Source organism: Halomonas profundus, from assembly GCF_020865425.1.
Lineage (GTDB): Bacteria > Pseudomonadota > Gammaproteobacteria > Pseudomonadales > Halomonadaceae > Vreelandella > Vreelandella titanicae.
Window position 1 is genome coordinate 646,250 of record NZ_CP086344.1, and the last position, 16,152, is coordinate 662,401.

Consider the following 16,152-nt stretch of genomic DNA (forward strand, 5'->3'; position numbering starts at 1 on the left):
CGGGCTCCTTTCTTCTAAAGTCGTATGTTTAGACCGTCGCATGCAAGCAGGCAGCCTGCAGGGCTTATGCGTTAGCCGTTAAAAGCTCGCCCAGCGTGCGGCCTAATGCGGCTTGAGGAACGCTTTGCTGTTCGCGGTCATCGCGCAGAAACTTGACCGTTGCCGACTGCGTCGCGATTTCATCTTCACCGATCAGTATGGCTATCGTAGCAGCGCTCTTGTCGGCTTTTTTGATTCGGCTTTTAAAGCTGCCGCCGCCGCAATGAAGTTGTAGACGCAGTTCAGGCAGCTCGCCACGCAGTTGCTCGGCCAGGGTGATCGCTGCCGTGGTGGCGGTATCATCCATGGGCAGCAAATAGACATCGCAGCCGCCAAGGGCGTTCTCAGGAATCAGTTCCAGGGTGTCGAGTAGCAGAATCAGCCGCTCAATGCCCATGGCAAAGCCTACCGCTGGGGTAGGCTTGCCGCCCAGCTGTTCGACTAGGCCGTCGTAGCGTCCGCCTGCACACACGGTGCCCTGGCTGCCCAGCGCAGTCGTGGTCCACTCGAACACGGTGCGGCAGTAGTAGTCGAGCCCGCGCACTAAGCGTGGGTTGATCACATAGTCAATGCCTGCTGCTTCAAGCATCTTCGTGAGCTGCTCAAAGTGTTCCTGGGATTCGGCATCCAGGTGATCCATCAACTGCGGCGCGCCGTCGAGCATCTCCGCCATGGCCGGATTTTTGGAGTCGAGAATACGCAGCGGGTTGCTGGTCAAGCGGCGTTTGGAGTCTTCATCGAGAGCGTCTAGGTGCTGCTCAAAGTAGGCCACCAGCGTATCTCGGTAGGCTGCCCGCGCCTCTGATGAACCTAGCGAGTTTAGCTCCAGGGTAACGTGCTCCATCAAGCCGAGTTCCTGCCACAGGCGCGCTGAAAGCAAGATCACCTCGGCGTCGATATCCGGGCCATCAAAACCGAAGGTCTCGACGCCGATCTGGTGGAATTGGCGGTAACGGCCTTTTTGCGGGCGCTCATAGCGAAACATCGGCCCCTGGTACCACAACCGCTGAGTTTGGTTATACAGCAGGCCGTGCTCCATGGCCGCGCGCACGCAGCTGGCAGTGCCTTCGGGACGCAGGGTCAAACTCTCGCTGTTGCGATCATCGAAGGTGTACATCTCTTTTTCGACGATATCGGTAACTTCACCGATAGAGCGTGCAAACAGCGCGGTTTGCTCAACGATAGGCGTGCGGATTTCATTAAAACCGTAACGCAGCATTAGCTGGCGTACTTTGGCTTCAAAAAATTGCCAGCGTGGGCTATCGCTGGGCAGTAGGTCGTTCATACCACGAATGGCTTGAATTTTTTTAACGGCGGACTTGCTCAAAGAAAACTCCTTATTCTGCCATCAGGCGTGGCTCACCCAGGCTGGCAGCCAGCCCCAGCTAAACGCTGCGGGCAATCATATCGTCTTGCTGCTGCTGTTTTTCGCGCACTTTTTCGCGAATCAGCTGCTCGAGATCATCTACCAAGTGGTCGTTGCGCAGCTTGCTGGCGGGCTTGCCGTCGATATACACCAGGTTAGCGGGACTACCGCCGGTCAGGCCGATATCGGTCTCTTTGGCTTCGCCGGGGCCATTGACCACGCAGCCGATCACCGAGACGTTGAGCGGTGTCATTACGTCTTCCAGCCGCTCTTCGAGCTGGTTCATGGTGTCAATGACGTCGAAGTTCTGGCGCGAACAGCTGGGGCAGGCAATAAAGTTGATGCCTTTCGAGCGCAGCTTGAGGCTGCGGAGCATATCAAAGCCGACCTTGATCTCTTCCACCGGGTCTGCTGCCAGCGAGACGCGGATCGTGTCGCCGATTCCGTCCATCAGTAGCATACCCAGACCAATCGATGACTTGACCGTGCCCGAGCGCAGACCTCCCGCTTCGGTAATCCCTAAGTGCAGCGGCTGCTCGATGCGTGCGGCAAGGTCGCGATAGGCGGCCACGGCCATAAATACATCCGAGGCTTTGACGCTGACTTTGAAGTCGGGGAAGTCCAGGCGATCCAGGTAGTCAATATGGCGCATGGCAGACTCCACCAGCGCTGCTGGCGTGGGTTCGCCATATTTCTTCTGCAGATCTTTTTCCAACGACCCTGCGTTGACGCCAATCCGGATCGGAATGCCATGATCGCGGGCCGCGCTAACCACCGCGCGTACGCGGTCTTCACGGCCGATGTTACCTGGGTTGATGCGCAGGCAGTCGACGCCGAGTTCGGCGACGCGTAGGGCAATTTTGTAATCAAAATGGATATCGGCAACGAGCGGTACATTGACGAGTTTTTTGATCTGACCAAAGGTTTCGGCGGCGTCCATATCAGGTACTGAAACGCGTACGATATCCGCACCGGCTTTTTCCAACTGCTGGATCTGGGCCACGGTCGCGGCGACATCCAACGTGTTGGTATTGGTCATGCTTTGAACGGCAATGGGGGCATCACCGCCCACCGCGACGTTTCCAACCTGAATCTGGCGGGAATGGCGGCGTTTTATCGGAGAAGGGGCGTGCATAAGACGGGTCACTCTCCCAAGGTGAATCGGGCAACATTGTTGGCGCCTGCGCGGGCGGGAAGATCAACTTCCTCGCCTTGGTAGCGCAGCTCAACGCCGGTGGCATTACCTACGGTTAAGCGAAACGGAGGCTCACCCTCGACGGTTGTCGAGGTGCCGGGCGTTTGTAGGCCCACGAAGACGCGCTGGTTGGTGGCATCAAAAATTTCCGTCCACGACTGCTCGTTAAACGTCAGTTCGAGGACGTTGGCATTGGCGGTTTGCTCGGCGGCAGCGTTTTGTTCGCTATCAGTATCGCTCTCTTCAATACTGCTTTGCTCAGGCCTGCTAGGCTCATTGCTATCGTCGGCGGTGCTGGCCGTATCGGTGGTGCTATCCAGTGCGGATTCGTCGAGGCCAGTCACTGCGTCAACATCAGCTTGATCGCTGGGCGCTTGTTCTTGCGCAGCCGTCGGTGAAGGCGTGACGTTGGTGGCATTACTGGGCAGCGTCGCGCTTTCATCGCCACTGGTGAAGCTTGAATCCGTACTCTCTGCTGTTTCAGCGGGTTCACTGGTCGGCTCTGCCGGGGCGGTAGCGGTCTCTTCCGGGGAGGTTGAGCCAAAGCCCGGCGGCTCATTGCCACCCCGGCTTTGCCACCACATCACGGTCACCGCGATAAGACCCACAATTACCAGCAAAGTCACCAACTTGAACAGCCAGGCGCCAATACGGGAGGGTGGCCTCGCCGTGGAGACCGGGGTAACTTGGCGTTCGGTGTCGCTACCGCCGCTGCGGGCTTGATAAGCTTCAAGCACCAGCCGGTCATCCATGCCCAGGTATTTAGCGTAAGAGCGCAGGTAGCCGCGTCGATAAGCGGCGACAGGGATCTCTTGGTAGTCATCCTGCTCAAGCCCTCCCACCACGGCGGGGCGCAGGTTGAGCGCCCGGGCCGCATCGGCGAGCGGAATACCAAGCTGCTCGCGCTGGCGAGCAAGAAGTTCGCCAGGAGAGGCGCTAGTGTTAGGACTATCAATGACGTTTTCTTGTGACTGTGTATCGCTCATGGCTGAGCATCCTTCATTAAATAAGCGGTGATCAGGGCGTCAATCAGTCAGTCGTTGCCAAGCAGGCGCTGGTATTCGGCGGCGACGCTATGCTCGCCGCGTGAATGAGCGATATCAACCGCCATTCTTAGCGCTGCTTGGTTGGGCTCGGCGAGCTGTAAATAGGTTTGCAGCGGTGCCCAGGCCTGAGAGTAATTGCCCTGCGAATATTCGAGTTCAGCTAACATTAAATAGCCGCGTGAATTACGCGGATCAATACTTTGCGCGCGCTCCAATCGAGCGCGCGCCTTATCAAATTCTTCCAGCGCCAGATAACACTGCCCTAAATTAGTAAATAGCTGGGCACGGTTGGCGTACTGGGCATCCTGTGATGCGGTTTCTAACTGCTCACAGGCGGCGTTTAACTGGCCCTGACTGAACAAGAACGCCGCATAGTTGTTGCGGGCGCGGGTGAAGTCAGGCTCGGCATTCACCGCCTGTTGAAAATAGTCGTTGGCAAGTGCACTTTCGCCCTGGCGTTGATAAACCAGTGCCAGTGCTTGCAGCGCTTCTGCATGGTGTGGGGCAATTTCAAGTGCCCGATCCAGTGCGTTGAGAGCGCGGGGAAGATTATCGCGCTCTAAATAGGCGACGCCAAGCTGGGTATAGGCTTCTGCCGCCGCGGGGGTAGCTTGTGGTGAAAGGTTGTTGGACGAGGCACAGCCGGCTAGCCACAAGCTACCGATAAGCACGGTGAGCATGGGCACCCGCGATGGGTGTTGGCGCCTGCGGTGAGCGATCATGTAAATCCTCTTGTGGTGAACGTCCAACTGCGAGTAAGGCAATACATACAAACAGCAGTGCTAATCTAAATAAAAACCGTGACCATCAAAGCGCCGTGCCAAGCGGAAGTCAAGATAAGCCCGGTTTTCGACACTCCACCCCCTAGTCCGCGTCGAGCTGTACTGACTGGATATAGCGCGCGCTGCGTTTGGTGCGGTCTTTCACGCGACCAACGAGCTGGCCACAGGCAGCATCAATATCTTCACCTCGGGTTGTTCTAACCGTGGCGTTGTAGCCTAAATCATACAACCACTGCTGGAAGCGCATAACCTGATTACGCGACGGTTTTTCGTACCCAGAGTTTGGGAACGGGTTAAACGGGATCAGGTTGATCTTACACGGCAGCTCTTTAAGCAATGCAGCAAGCTGCTCGGCGTGCTCCTGCTGATCGTTGACGTCCTTGATCAGCGTGTACTCAATGGTGACCTGACGATTGTCCGGGCATTTGGAAAGGTAGCGGTGGCAAGCATCCAGCAACGCGCGAATATTGTACTTACGGTTGATGGGCACCAGCTCATTGCGCAACTCGTCCGTAGACGCATGCAGCGAAATCGCCAAGCTAACGTCCATTTCATCGCCGAGCTTGTCGATCATCGGCACCACGCCAGAGGTCGACAGCGTCACGCGGCGCTTGGACAGGCCATAGCCGTTGTCGTCGAGCATCAGCTTCATGGCAGGCACAACGTTGTCGAAGTTGAGCAACGGTTCGCCCATGCCCATCATCACTACGTTGGTCACCGGACGGTTCGCCGTATCACGCCGCGGGCCAACGCTGCGCTGAGCGACCCATACCTGGCCGATAATTTCAGCAGCGGTTAAGTTGCGCTGAAACCCCTGCTTGCCGGTGGAGCAGAAGCTGCAGTCCAGCGAGCAGCCGACCTGGGAGGAAACGCATAGCGTGCGGCGCTTACCGTTCTCCGCCGGGATCAGTACCGTTTCTACATAGCTGCCGTCTTCCACTTCCAGCACCCACTTACGGGTGCCGTCGCTGGAAGTACCCTCATAAATCACCCCTGGGCCACGAATTTCTGCCAGCCGGGCCAGTTTTTCACGCAGTGCTTTGGAAAGGTTCGTCATGGCAGCAAAGTCATCGCTGCCTTCCTGGTGAATCCACTTCATTAGCTGCGCGGCACGGAACTTCTTTTCGCCGATCGACAAAAAGAAGGCTTCCATCTGCTCACGGGACATGCCAAGCAGGTTTTGACGCTCAGGCGTCGCTTTTGCAGCAGGCTTGCTGGCGGCGTCAGTATGTGGGGCGGGCGTGTGTTGGGCTACAGTGGTGGTCATGGCGGTCAGCGTTATAGAAAGGGGCGGGGGACTAGCCCCCGCAAAATGGCCGGCAACGAAAGTTGATTCGGCGGCGCTACCTTAAAGGCTTAGCGCGGGCAGATTTCGTCGTTGCCAAAGAAGTAGCTAATTTCGCGCTCAGCGCTTTCCGGAGAATCAGAACCATGGACAGCATTGGCGTCAATTGTTTCCGCAAAATCGGCGCGAATAGTGCCGGGTGCCGCTTCTTTCGGGTTGGTCGCACCCATCAGGTCACGGTTTTTAGCGATGGCGCCTTCACCTTCAAGCACTTGTACAACCACCGGCCCAGAGGTCATGAAGCCAACCAGGTCTTTAAAGAACGGACGCTCTTTGTGTTCTGCGTAGAAGCCGCCAGCCTTCTCTTCAGAGAGATGAACCATTTTGGCTGCGACGACTTTTAGACCCGCTTTTTCGAAGCGAGCAATGATGTCACCGATAGCATTCTTGGCAACGGCATCAGGCTTGATAATAGAAAGAGTGCGTTCAGTAGCCATGTAAATGGTCTCCTTAAAAAGGCTTAAGCAAAAAGTGCCGCCCTAGAAGGCCAGGGCGGCCCAGAAAATGATTCAGTTAATAGCGCTTCGGCAGTTAGCGTTTTTAAACGCTAATGTGTCAAAAAAGCATGCGGGCGTAACCCGGCTGCCTGCGCTTGTGTATCCAGGGGCGTGATTATAGCGCTTAAGCCGGGGTATGAATACCGGCGATGAAGCTGACCAAGCAATGCTTAGACGGTAAAGCTCTCACCGCAGCCACACTCATCTTTGACGTTAGGGTTGTTGAAGCGGAAAAAGCGGTTCAGCCCTTCGCTGACGTAATCCACTTCGCTACCGTTAAGCATCTCTACCGCATCGGGAGCGACATAGACGCTGGCACCGTGGGCTTCAAAATGGACTTCTTCGTCACTGACAGTGTCGGCAAAATCGAGCACGTAGCTATAGCCAGAGCAACCGCTTGGCTTGACCGAGACGCGCAGGCCGAGGCCTTGGCCGCGCTCGTCGAGCACGTGACGAATCTGTTGTGCGGCAGCCGGGGTAATATTGAGTGTTGCCATGAGGCGTCCTCCTTAAAAATAGTCAGCTAGTCAGCCGCTTGACGGGGCGGTGTACGTAAACCGCTCACCGCATGGCGTATGAGCGTTAGCGCATGATCAATGTCGGCTTCGGTGGTAAAGCGCCCGAAGCTAAAACGCAGCGATGAGAGCGCCAGCGAGCGTGGTGTGCCGATGCCGAGCAGCACATAGGACGGGTCGACGCTGGCCGAGTTGCACGCCGATCCGGTGGAGACCGCTACATCGCGCAACGCCATCAGCAGTGACTCGCCGTCGACACCTTCGAATGCCAGATTGAGAATGTTGGGTACTGCTCGCTTTTCAGTGTCATTCAGCGGCGTGTTCGAGAACACACCATCAAGCCCCTCCAGGCCACGCAGAAAGCGCTGCTGCAAGCCCATAATATGGACGTTGTCTTCGTCGTACTGCTGCTGCATCAGTGCAAAGGCTTCACCCATGCCAGCAATTTGGTGTGTCGGCAGGGTGCCAGAGCGCATACCGCGCTCATGACCGCCGCCATGTATCAGCGCCTCAACGCGGATGTCCGGGTGGCGCTTCACATAAAGCGCCCCGACGCCTTTAGGGCCGTAAGTTTTATGGCCGGACAGCGACATCAGGTCGATCTGCTGAGCCACTACGTCTAAGGGAATACGCCCCACCGCCTGGGCAGCATCCGTATGAAACGCCGCGCCAAACTCATGGGCAACGGCCGCTAGAGCCGAGATATCGTTGATACTGCCCAGTTCGTTGTTAACCGCCATCAATGAAACCAGCGCGGTGTCATCGCGCATCGCTGCGCGCAGTTGTTCGGGTTCAATACGGCCATCCTGGCCCGGCGTTAGCCAGGTAATCTCAAAGCCCTCTTTCTCCAGCGCATGGGCAGTGTCAACGATGGCTTTATGCTCAATCGTCGAGGTCACCAAGTGTAGGCCACGCTCGCGGTTGGCGCGCATAAAACCAATCAGCGCTAGGTTGTCAGCTTCGGTGGCGCCGCTGGTCCAGACGATCTCTCTCGGGTCGGCGCCAATGGCATCGGCCACCTGGCGGCGCGCCTGCTCAATCACCTGCTCTGCCTGCCAGCCCAGCATATGGCTGCGCGAAGCCGGGTTGGCAAATAGCTGGTCAACCGTCAGGTAGCGTTGCATAACCTCAACCACGCGGGCATCCGCCGGCGCGGTGGCGGCGTAATCCAGGTAAATGGGCAGCGTGGGTGTGGTCATCGTTACGTTCCAGCGGTTGATCGATCAAGGTAATCGGGTTTGTGTCGTGGGGTCAGGGTGAAGAGGCGAGAATGCCTGCCTCGGCACGCTGTTTCTGTCGCGACGCAATACGTATGACATCAGGACGCAGCATCAGTTGTGCCAGGGTCATATCGTCAAGAAAATGGCGTATCTGCACGGAGAGCTCGCACCACAAATGGTGGGTCAAGCAGGTGTCACCCTGTTGGCAGTCAGAGAGCCCCTGGCAACGGGTGGCATCAACGCTTTCATTTACTGCGTCAATCACCTTTGAAACGCTAATCGCGTCCGCAGGCTGCGAAAGCAGATAGCCGCCGCCTGGGCCGCGCACGCTGTTGACCAAGCCTGCACGGCGCAGGCGAGCAAAAAGCTGCTCTAAATAGGAGAGCGATATCTCTTGACGCTGGGAGATATCGCTTAGGCTGGTCGGGCCGTTGTGGGCATGCAAGGCTAAATCGAGCATGGCGGTAACGGCGTAACGGCCTTTAGTGGTCAAGCGCATGGCAAGCCCCTCGACGCTGAAAGCTCAGCGCACTAACGGCAAATGTGCTGCCATTATGGGAAAACCTGAGTGCTTTGGTCAACCATTACGCGGCGGCAGCGTTTCTTGCTCGGCTGATGGTGGAGTGGCCGAGTGCTTGCCAACGCCGGTGCAGCCGGTATCGTTCTCGTCCAGAATATCGGCAAAATCTTCATCGCGCAGCGCCGGTAACTGGCCGTCACGGTAGTTGTCATCTAGCTTACGCAGGGTAGAGCACATGCGCTCAATGCGCTCATCCACGGCGTGCATATGGTCGAGCATTGCCTGCATCGAACGGGCTACGGGGTCGGGCATGTCCTGGCTGACGCCGTAGGCGTCAAAGCCAAATTTTTGGCAGATGGCTTCGCGTCGGGCGGGGTCGACATCCAGTGCTTCTTCCACATCGGGGTCGGCGCGTTTAACGATTTTACCGGGAATACCTACCACCGTGGCGCCCGGCGGTACTTCTTTGGTGACCACGGCATTAGAGCCAATTTTCGCTCCAGCGCCGACCGTAAAGGGCCCCAGTATTTTGGCGCCCGCACCGACAATCACGCCATCCCCCAAGGTGGGATGGCGCTTGCCTTTGTTCCAGCTGGTGCCGCCCAGGGTGACACCTTGATAGAGCGTTACGTTATCGCCCACCAGCGCCGTTTCGCCAATCACCACACCCATGCCGTGATCAATAAAAAACCGCCGACCAATCGTGGCGCCAGGGTGAATTTCAATGCCGGTGAGCCAGCGTGAAAACGTCGATAGTGTCCGTGCCAGCCACTTGAGGTTTTTTTTCCACAGCCAGTGGCCGCAGCGATGTAGCAGTAGGGCGTGCAGGCCAGGGTAGTTGGTCAGCACCTCAAGAAAGTTACGTGCGGCCGGGTCGCGGTCAAATACGCTGTTGATGTCTTCACGTAGACGTTGAAACATGAGGTGTTCCTTGGCGTTATAAAGGCGGCGTCTAGCTATTGAACTATTAGAACGGATTTTTGAAATATCGCCGGTTCTTGGAATATCAATAGAGAAATCACGTTAGCAGAATAGCGAAGTTGGGGCACGCAGCATCAACTTCAAGTTTAGCGTTTCCTGCCTAATAAATTACGGCTTGGGTGGCTTGGTGTTCGCAGCCTTTTCGGTAGCCGACAGAATTCCACGCAAAATATTCATTTCCATGCGTTCTGGGCGAGCGCGCAGGTACAAGCGGCGCAGTCTCGCCATTAGCTGTCGTGGCTGATCAGGGTCGTGGAAGTCAATACCAATCAGCGTGCGCTCTAAGTGCTCAAAGTAGCGCTCTAGCTCGGCGTGGGTGGCCAGATCATCGTCATCATTTGGCACAGTTGGAGGTGCATCCGCTTGGCCATCTGATTGGCTTAGCCACGCCATGCGACACTCATAGGCAAGCACCTGAACCGCTGCGGCCAAATTGAGTGAGCTAAAGTCGGCATTGGTAGGAATATGCACATGTGCGTGGCAGCGCTGTAATTCAGCATTGGTAAGGCCGCTGTCCTCGCGCCCGAATACCAGCGCCACGCGAGACTCAGCAGCCTGGCACTCGGCGGGCAGCCGGTCAGCTAACTCCCGCGGTGAGAGCATCGGCCAGGGCAGAGTGCGTGAGCGCGCACTGGCGCCCACGGCCAGAGTGCAATCAGCTACCGCCTCTTCCAGTGAGGCATGCACACTGGCTTGATGAAGGAGGTGGTCAGCGCCGGAGGCACGGGAAATGCTGTCCTGGGTAATCACTTCACAGCGGGGGGCAACGAGGGCTAAATCTGCCAGGCCCATATTGTGCATGGCGCGTGCCACGCCGCCGATATTGCCGGGATGGCTGGTGCCGATAAGAACAATGCGAATGCGCTCAAGCATGATAAGGCTCGGTGAATAAAGAGGGTGATTATTATCGCGTAAAGCGCGCAGTCTAGCATGAGTCGGTGGTATGCCCGAGAGTGGTCTGCTAGAATTGCGCGCCAAAGGCGGCACCTGCGCCTACTTATGCTCTATGATTAGCATCACGTTCTTTAACATCACTGTCACAAGGCCCGATCATGAATCCGATGGTCCAATTTACGCTGCGTGCTGCACGCGGCGCTGTTGAGCACTTCCTACGCGTACGCGAACGTATTGAAAACGCGCACGATGAATTTAACCTTGACCGCCTACTCGACGAGACGGCGCGCAAGGCCGAAGCGACGATTGTTCAGCAGTTGGAGCGCGGTTATCCCCAGCACGGTGTTACCGGCCGCTTTACCCCGCACCGCGCGGGTGAAGGCGAAGGCGCGGATATCGTCTGGAAAATTGAACCGATGCACGGCTACTCTAATTTAGCCGTTGCCGGCAAGGGCTTTGCACTCTCAGTGGTGTGTCTTATCAAAGGTCGTCCCGAACACGCGGTGATTATCTGTCCGTTCGCCGACGATGAATATATCGCCAGCCGCGGCCGCGGCGCCCAGCACAACGACAAGCGCATGCGCGTTAGCAAGCCTACCGCCATTAGCGGCACGCGTATGGCCATGAGCCTGCCGGAAGTTTGGCTTCGCCCGCGCAATTTACCTGCTTATTTAACCGTTTCACAGCAGCTTGCCCCACAGGTAGAAAACCTGCTGGCCACCGGCTGTGGGCTGCTGGATTTGTGCGAGTTGGCCACTGGGCGAGTGGATAGCGCTTTTGTACTCGGCTTGGAAGAGCAGGATATGCTGGTAGGCACTCTGTTCCTGAAGGAGGCGGGCGCCTTGATGGGGACGCCGGACGGCCAGCCCACGGTGAAAGTGGAAGGGCAGCTAATGGCAGCCGGGCCGCGTCTCTATAAAGCGCTGATCAAGCAGCTCACGCCGCACTTTTAAGTAGCAATGCTAAGCTGTTAAAGATAAAAGCTTTACAGACGACCGTTTTTTTAAAGACAAAAAAAGCCCCTGCTGGATTCCCAGCAGGGGCTTTTTTGTAGGCTAAATAAGAGGAGTATAGAGATGCGCCGTTAAGGCAACTCTTCCTCTTCTTCGTCGAACTCTTTCTTGGTGGGAATCAAATCTTCCCGCGACAGCTTCAGTGGTAGCAGTAGCGCCGCAGCAATATAGATAGACGAGAACGTACCCACAACGATGCCGACCAGCAGCGCAATGGCGAAATTCTCAATCATATCCCCGCCCAATAGCAGCAGAGCGAGCAGTACCAGAATGGTGGTGCCCGAGGTTGCCAAGGTGCGCGAGAGCGTGGCGTTAATCGCTTCGTTGAAGATCTGCGGCATATCGTCGATACGCGAAGTGCGGATGGCTTCGCGGACGCGATCATAAACCACGATGGTATCGTTCAACGAGTAGCCGATAACTGCCAGGATGGCTGCCAATACGGTAAGGTCGAAATCGAGCTGAAACAGAGCGAACACGCCCACTACGATAATCACATCGTGCAGCAGTGCCAGCAGTGCGCCAATCGCAAACTTGTACTGAAAGCGGAAGGCCACATAGAGCATGACCACGCCGAGCGCTACCAGCAGACCCAAGCCACTCTGGTCACGCAGTTGGTCACCTACCTGGGAACCAACAAACTCAGAGCGAACAAGGTCAACGCTATTACCACTCGCGCGTAGCAGGTTTACTACCTCGCCGCCTACATCAGCGTCAAACGCCTGCTGGAGACGAATCAAGACTTCGGTTGATGCCCCAAAGGTTTGCACCGAGACATCTTGAAAGCCGCTCTCTTCGAGTAGTACACGAATAGCGTCCAGGGAGGGCGCAGCGCCGTAGCGCACCTCAATCAGCGTACCGCCAGTAAAGTCCAACCCTAGGTTGAGCTGCTGGAACAGGATGGCGCCAATCGACACGATCAGTAACACAGCGGAGACGGCAAACGCGATGTTGCGCCGTCCCATAAAGTCGATTCGCAGGTGTGATAGGGGTTTCATTACCACCTCTTCAGTTCTGGGCTAAGCACGTGGTCTAGAGTCATGTTGCTTAAATTCATGCTTTTCAAATCCATGCTCTTTAAATCCACAGCTTTTTGACGGGTTTGCTGCCATAGGCCAAGTTGACCATGGCGCGAGTCACCATCAGAGCGGTGAACAGCGACGTCAAAATGCCGATAGAGAGCGTGACGGCGAACCCTTTCACCGGGCCGGAGCCAATCGAGAACAGGATAACGGCCACCAGCAGTGTGGTGATGTTAGCGTCGACGATGGAGGTGAAGGCGCGCTCATAGCCGGCTTGAATCGCTTGCTGAACCGACATGCCGTTACGCAGCTCTTCACGTATTCGTTCGAAAATCAGCACGTTGGCATCTACCGCCATGCCCAGTGTCAGTACGATACCGGCAATACCTGGCAGCGTCAGCGTGGCGCCCAGCATCGACATCACTGCGACCAACAGCGTTAAGTTCAGCGCCAGGGCGATATTGGCAAACACGCCAAACACCTTATAGCGCACCAGCATAAACAGCACGACCAGCAGCAAGCCAATCTGTACCGAGAGCAGGCCCCGCTCAATGTTTTCAGCGCCCAGGCTTGGCCCAATGGTGCGTTCTTGGACGAAGTAGATGGGAGCCGCAAGGGAGCCCGAACGCAGCAGCAACGCCAGCTCAGCGGCTTCTGTCGGCGAATCCAAACCGGTGATCCGGAAGCTGTTGCCAAGCGCACTTTGAATAGTGGCCAAACTGATCAGGCCGCGCTCAACGTAAGGCTCCCGCTCAATGGTCTCTTCGCCCGTTTCCGGGTCGACCACCACGGTGTCTTCACTCTTATGCTCGATAAACAGCACCGCCATATTGCGGCCGATATTGGTGCGTGTGGCGCGGTTCATTAGCGTGCCGCCGGTGCCGTCCAGATCAATATTGACCTGCGGGCGACCATTCTCATCAAAGCTGTTGCTGGCACTGGAGACGCTATCGCCGGTAATGATCACGTCGCGCATTAGCTCGGCAGAGCGCGAAGGCTCATTTCGGAAGGTGAGGGTTTCCGTTTCGTTATCCGGCGTATCGTTGCGCGCTTCCAGGCGGAACTCCAGGTTCGCCGTTGCGCCGACAATACGCTTGGCCGCCACGGTGTCCTGGATGCCCGGCAGCTCCACCACGATCTGGTTGGGGCCTTGGCGCTGCACCATAGGCTCAGCCACGCCCAGCTCATTGACCCGGTTGCGTAGGGTGGTCAAGTTCTGGTTGATCGCGTAATCCTGAATTTCGTTTACCGATTGATCGCTAAGCGTCATTACCAGCGTTGAAGCGCGGCCATCGCCTTCACTGCTGTATTCAAACTCAGGAAAGTCACGGCTGATCAGGCTGCGGGCCGTATCGCGGTCTTCGGCGCTGGCAAAGTCGATCGACAGCGTGCGCTCCTCGATATCGGTGTTGCGGTAGCGAATCCGCTCGTCGCGTAGCAGCTCACGCATGGCGCTGGCGTTGACTTCCAGACGCTGGGTCAGCGCGGCGTCCATATCCACTTCGAGTAGGAAGTGCACGCCACCGCGCAAATCAAGGCCCAGCGTCATGGGGGAAGCAGAGAATGCCTGTAGCCATTCTGGCGTTGCTTCGGCGAGGTTTAGCGCTACCGTCGCATCATCGCCCAAAAGGTCAGCGGCAATGTCGCGAGCAGGGAGTTGATCGTCATCGTGGCGTAAACGAATAAGCCACTGCCCGTTCTCTTCTTCGAGGGCTTTGATCTCAATATCGTTTTCACTGAGCGCGGTTTCAACACGGTCTATCTGACGCGCATCCAGCGAGTCGCCTTGGGCGCTGCTAATTTGGATGGCGGGATCTTCGGGGAATAGATTGGGAAGCGAGTAGATAAGGCCAACCACCAGGACGACCAGTATCAGCAGATACTTCCACAGGGGGTAACGGTTGAGCATGCAAGCCCTGCCTTCAATTACAAACGGAATGCTGTGCACGGACACGCCGCGCACAGCAAAGTTCACCATCATTCATACCATGTCACCCCTGCCGGGGTGGCTGGCACTGGCTCGGCAGGGGTATTACAAGGTTTAGATGGACTTGATGGTGCCTTTAGGCAGTACGGCGGCAACGGCGTTCTTCTGCACGTTAACTTCGGTGCCTTCAGAGATCTCGATGGTCAGGAATTCGTCGCTCACCTTAGTGATACGACCTACCAAACCGCCGCCAATAACGATCTCATCGCCTTTGTCCAGGTTGGTGACCAGCTGCTTGTGCTGCTTGGCGCGCTTGGCTTGCGGGCGCCACAACAGGAAGTAGAAAATCAGCACGAAACCGACCAGCATGACGATTTGCGCAATACCACCGCCAGCGGCGGCTTCTTGGGCATGGGCTGGTGAGATGAAGAAATCCAGCATTGCAGAGAACTCCTGAGTTAGAAAAGCTTAGGTTTTTAGATGCTTGGTTTTGAAAGCTTGGTTTTTAAAACATAGTTTTTAAAACATAGCCAAACAGTTTAAACCACGCGCCAAGGCGCGTGGCGATTAATTCGTCAGGGCTGGCTTAGCGGAGGCACTGGCAAGCCACGCCGCGCATAGAAGCCTTCCACAAAGGTCGTCAATGTACCCGCTTCAATTGCCGCGCGCAAATCGGCCATCACACGCTGGTAGTAACGTAAGTTGTGGATGGTGTTGAGCATCGAGCCGAGCATTTCATTGCAGCGATCCAAATGGTGCAAGTAGCCCCGTGAGAAATTCTGGCAAGTATGGCAATCGCACTCTTCATCGAGCGGGCGGGTATCAAAACGGTGCTTGGCGTTACGAATTTTGACCGTGCCTTCCGAGGTGAACAGGTGGCCGTTACGCGCGTTGCGGGTGGGCATTACGCAATCGAACATATCCACACCCCGGCGCACGCCTTCCACCAGGTCTTCGGGTTTGCCGACGCCCATTAGGTAGCGAGGCATCTCATCGGGCATCCAGGTGGGCAGGTAGTCGAGCACCTTGATCATCTCTTCTTTCGGTTCGCCGACGGAAAGCCCGCCAATCGCCAAACCATCAAAGCCGATTTCCAGCAGCCCTTTGAGCGAGCGTTCGCGCAGCTCAGGGTGCATGCCGCCCTGAATGATGCCGAACAGCGCGGAAGGCGAGTCGCCATGGGCATCCCGCGAGCGTTTGGCCCAGCGCAGCGATAGCTCCATGGATTTCTCGGCTTCGTCAAACGTGGCCGGGTAGGGCGTGCACTCGTCAAAGATCATCACCACATCGGAGCCCAGCGAACGCTGAACCGCCATGGACTCTTCCGGGCCCATAAAGACTTTGCTGCCATCCACCGGCGAGCGGAAGTGCACGCCCTGCTCGGTGATCTTGCGCGTCTCACCGAGGGAGAAGACCTGAAAACCGCCGGAGTCGGTCAGAATCGGTTTGTCCCACTGGGCGAAGTCATGCAGGTCGCCGTGAGCTTCAATCACCTCGGTGCCAGGGCGCAGCCACAGGTGAAAGGTGTTGCCGAGGATGATTTCGGCGCCGATCTCTTTGACGGAATCGGGCGTCATGCCTTTCACCGTGCCGTAGGTGCCTACTGGCATAAACGCCGGGGTCTCCACTGTGCCACGGGGGAAGTGGAGGCGGCCACGGCGCGCACGGCCATCGTCGGCCAAGCGCTCAAAGCGCATAAAGCATTCGTTTCGCATATAAAGTAACTCGTTAATCTCGTTCGTTTGGCGCGACGGGTGCAGGGCAAGCGGGTCAACAATCAGCAGCAATAC

General features: G+C 56.7%; 16 protein-coding genes. 1 reads left to right on the top strand and 15 read right to left on the bottom strand.

Annotated features, from left to right (window positions below; all coding sequences use genetic code 11):
* Nucleotides 1-64 precede the first annotated feature (64 nt).
* From hisS to LMS44_RS03095, 11 genes are all read right to left on the bottom strand, one after another.
* Nucleotides 65-1,366 (bottom strand): histidine--tRNA ligase, encoded by a 1,302-nt coding sequence (gene hisS, locus LMS44_RS03045; protein ID WP_022520080.1) that lies wholly within the window; start codon nt 1,364-1,366, stop codon nt 65-67.
* Nucleotides 1,367-1,424: 58 nt separating this feature from the next.
* Nucleotides 1,425-2,540 (bottom strand): flavodoxin-dependent (E)-4-hydroxy-3-methylbut-2-enyl-diphosphate synthase, encoded by a 1,116-nt coding sequence (gene ispG / locus LMS44_RS03050; protein WP_039860545.1) that lies wholly within the window; start codon nt 2,538-2,540, stop codon nt 1,425-1,427.
* 8 nt (nt 2,541-2,548) lie between these two features.
* Nucleotides 2,549-3,586 carry a RodZ domain-containing protein gene (locus LMS44_RS03055; protein WP_022520079.1) on the bottom strand — a complete coding sequence of 346 codons (1,038 nt, stop codon included), beginning with the start codon at nt 3,584-3,586 and terminating at the stop codon, nt 2,549-2,551.
* A gap of 47 nt (nt 3,587-3,633) precedes the next feature.
* Complete coding sequence (gene pilW, locus LMS44_RS03060) at nt 3,634-4,368, bottom strand: type IV pilus biogenesis/stability protein PilW (protein WP_022520078.1); 735 nt, start codon at nt 4,366-4,368, stop codon at nt 3,634-3,636.
* 142 nt (nt 4,369-4,510) lie between these two features.
* Nucleotides 4,511-5,695 carry a dual-specificity RNA methyltransferase RlmN gene (gene rlmN / locus LMS44_RS03065; protein WP_009288408.1) on the bottom strand — a complete coding sequence of 395 codons (1,185 nt, stop codon included), beginning with the start codon at nt 5,693-5,695 and terminating at the stop codon, nt 4,511-4,513.
* A gap of 89 nt (nt 5,696-5,784) precedes the next feature.
* A complete protein-coding gene (gene ndk, locus LMS44_RS03070) occupies nt 5,785-6,210 on the bottom strand; it encodes a nucleoside-diphosphate kinase (protein WP_022520077.1) in 426 nt (141 codons plus the stop codon).
* Nucleotides 6,211-6,440: 230 nt separating this feature from the next.
* The gene (locus LMS44_RS03075) at nt 6,441-6,767 is read right to left on the bottom strand and encodes a HesB/IscA family protein (protein ID WP_022520076.1); all 327 of its coding nucleotides are present in this window, start codon (nt 6,765-6,767) and stop codon (nt 6,441-6,443) included.
* A gap of 26 nt (nt 6,768-6,793) precedes the next feature.
* A complete protein-coding gene (locus LMS44_RS03080) occupies nt 6,794-7,984 on the bottom strand; it encodes an aminotransferase class V-fold PLP-dependent enzyme (protein ID WP_159176040.1) in 1,191 nt (396 codons plus the stop codon).
* A 52-nt stretch (nt 7,985-8,036) separates the two neighbouring features.
* Entirely contained in the window at nt 8,037-8,504 is a 468-nt protein-coding gene (gene iscR / locus LMS44_RS03085) for a Fe-S cluster assembly transcriptional regulator IscR (protein WP_022520074.1), read from the bottom strand.
* A gap of 78 nt (nt 8,505-8,582) precedes the next feature.
* Nucleotides 8,583-9,446, bottom strand: a complete 864-nt coding sequence (cysE, locus tag LMS44_RS03090; RefSeq protein WP_138800467.1) for a serine O-acetyltransferase — start codon at nt 9,444-9,446, stop codon at nt 8,583-8,585.
* 168 nt (nt 9,447-9,614) lie between these two features.
* Complete coding sequence (locus tag LMS44_RS03095) at nt 9,615-10,379, bottom strand: RNA methyltransferase (protein ID WP_022520072.1); 765 nt, start codon at nt 10,377-10,379, stop codon at nt 9,615-9,617.
* 179 nt (nt 10,380-10,558) lie between these two features.
* Here LMS44_RS03095 and LMS44_RS03100 point away from each other — a divergent pair, with 179 nt between their 5' ends.
* The gene (locus LMS44_RS03100; protein WP_159176042.1) at nt 10,559-11,353 is read left to right on the top strand and encodes an inositol monophosphatase family protein; all 795 of its coding nucleotides are present in this window, start codon (nt 10,559-10,561) and stop codon (nt 11,351-11,353) included.
* 131 nt (nt 11,354-11,484) lie between these two features.
* Here LMS44_RS03100 and secF read toward each other — a convergent pair whose 3' ends face one another.
* The 4 genes from secF to tgt form a co-directional block, all read right to left on the bottom strand.
* Nucleotides 11,485-12,411 (bottom strand): protein translocase subunit SecF, encoded by a 927-nt coding sequence (gene secF, locus LMS44_RS03105; RefSeq protein ID WP_022520069.1) that lies wholly within the window; start codon nt 12,409-12,411, stop codon nt 11,485-11,487.
* Between the two features lie 79 nt (nt 12,412-12,490).
* Nucleotides 12,491-14,344 (bottom strand): protein translocase subunit SecD, encoded by a 1,854-nt coding sequence (secD, locus tag LMS44_RS03110; protein WP_278370883.1) that lies wholly within the window; start codon nt 14,342-14,344, stop codon nt 12,491-12,493.
* A 132-nt stretch (nt 14,345-14,476) separates the two neighbouring features.
* Nucleotides 14,477-14,803 (bottom strand): preprotein translocase subunit YajC, encoded by a 327-nt coding sequence (gene yajC, locus LMS44_RS03115; protein ID WP_007111584.1) that lies wholly within the window; start codon nt 14,801-14,803, stop codon nt 14,477-14,479.
* A 134-nt stretch (nt 14,804-14,937) separates the two neighbouring features.
* Nucleotides 14,938-16,059: a tRNA guanosine(34) transglycosylase Tgt gene (gene tgt / locus LMS44_RS03120; RefSeq protein WP_027957421.1), complete on the bottom strand. Its 1,122-nt coding sequence runs from the start codon at nt 16,057-16,059 to the stop codon at nt 14,938-14,940.
* Nucleotides 16,060-16,152 lie beyond the last annotated feature (93 nt).

Bases quoted from the DNA above. Each gene is read 5' to 3' on its own strand.
- ispG (WP_039860545.1), bottom strand. From the start codon at position 2,540: ATGCACGCCCCTTCTCCGATAAAACGCCGCCATTCCCGCCAGATTCAG.
- LMS44_RS03055 (WP_022520079.1), bottom strand. From the start codon at position 3,586: ATGAGCGATACACAGTCACAAGAAAACGTCATTGATAGTCCTAACACT.
- pilW (WP_022520078.1), bottom strand. From the start codon at position 4,368: ATGATCGCTCACCGCAGGCGCCAACACCCATCGCGGGTGCCCATGCTC.
- rlmN (WP_009288408.1), bottom strand. From the start codon at position 5,695: ATGACCACCACTGTAGCCCAACACACGCCCGCCCCACATACTGACGCC.
- ndk (WP_022520077.1), bottom strand. From the start codon at position 6,210: ATGGCTACTGAACGCACTCTTTCTATTATCAAGCCTGATGCCGTTGCC.
- LMS44_RS03075 (WP_022520076.1), bottom strand. From the start codon at position 6,767: ATGGCAACACTCAATATTACCCCGGCTGCCGCACAACAGATTCGTCAC.
- LMS44_RS03080 (WP_159176040.1), bottom strand. From the start codon at position 7,984: ATGACCACACCCACGCTGCCCATTTACCTGGATTACGCCGCCACCGCG.
- iscR (WP_022520074.1), bottom strand. From the start codon at position 8,504: ATGCGCTTGACCACTAAAGGCCGTTACGCCGTTACCGCCATGCTCGAT.
- cysE (WP_138800467.1), bottom strand. From the start codon at position 9,446: ATGTTTCAACGTCTACGTGAAGACATCAACAGCGTATTTGACCGCGAC.
- LMS44_RS03095 (WP_022520072.1), bottom strand. From the start codon at position 10,379: ATGCTTGAGCGCATTCGCATTGTTCTTATCGGCACCAGCCATCCCGGC.
- LMS44_RS03100 (WP_159176042.1), top strand. From the start codon at position 10,559: ATGAATCCGATGGTCCAATTTACGCTGCGTGCTGCACGCGGCGCTGTT.
- secF (WP_022520069.1), bottom strand. From the start codon at position 12,411: ATGAAACCCCTATCACACCTGCGAATCGACTTTATGGGACGGCGCAAC.
- secD (WP_278370883.1), bottom strand. From the start codon at position 14,344: ATGCTCAACCGTTACCCCCTGTGGAAGTATCTGCTGATACTGGTCGTC.
- yajC (WP_007111584.1), bottom strand. From the start codon at position 14,803: ATGCTGGATTTCTTCATCTCACCAGCCCATGCCCAAGAAGCCGCCGCT.
- tgt (WP_027957421.1), bottom strand. From the start codon at position 16,059: ATGCGCTTTGAGCGCTTGGCCGACGATGGCCGTGCGCGCCGTGGCCGC.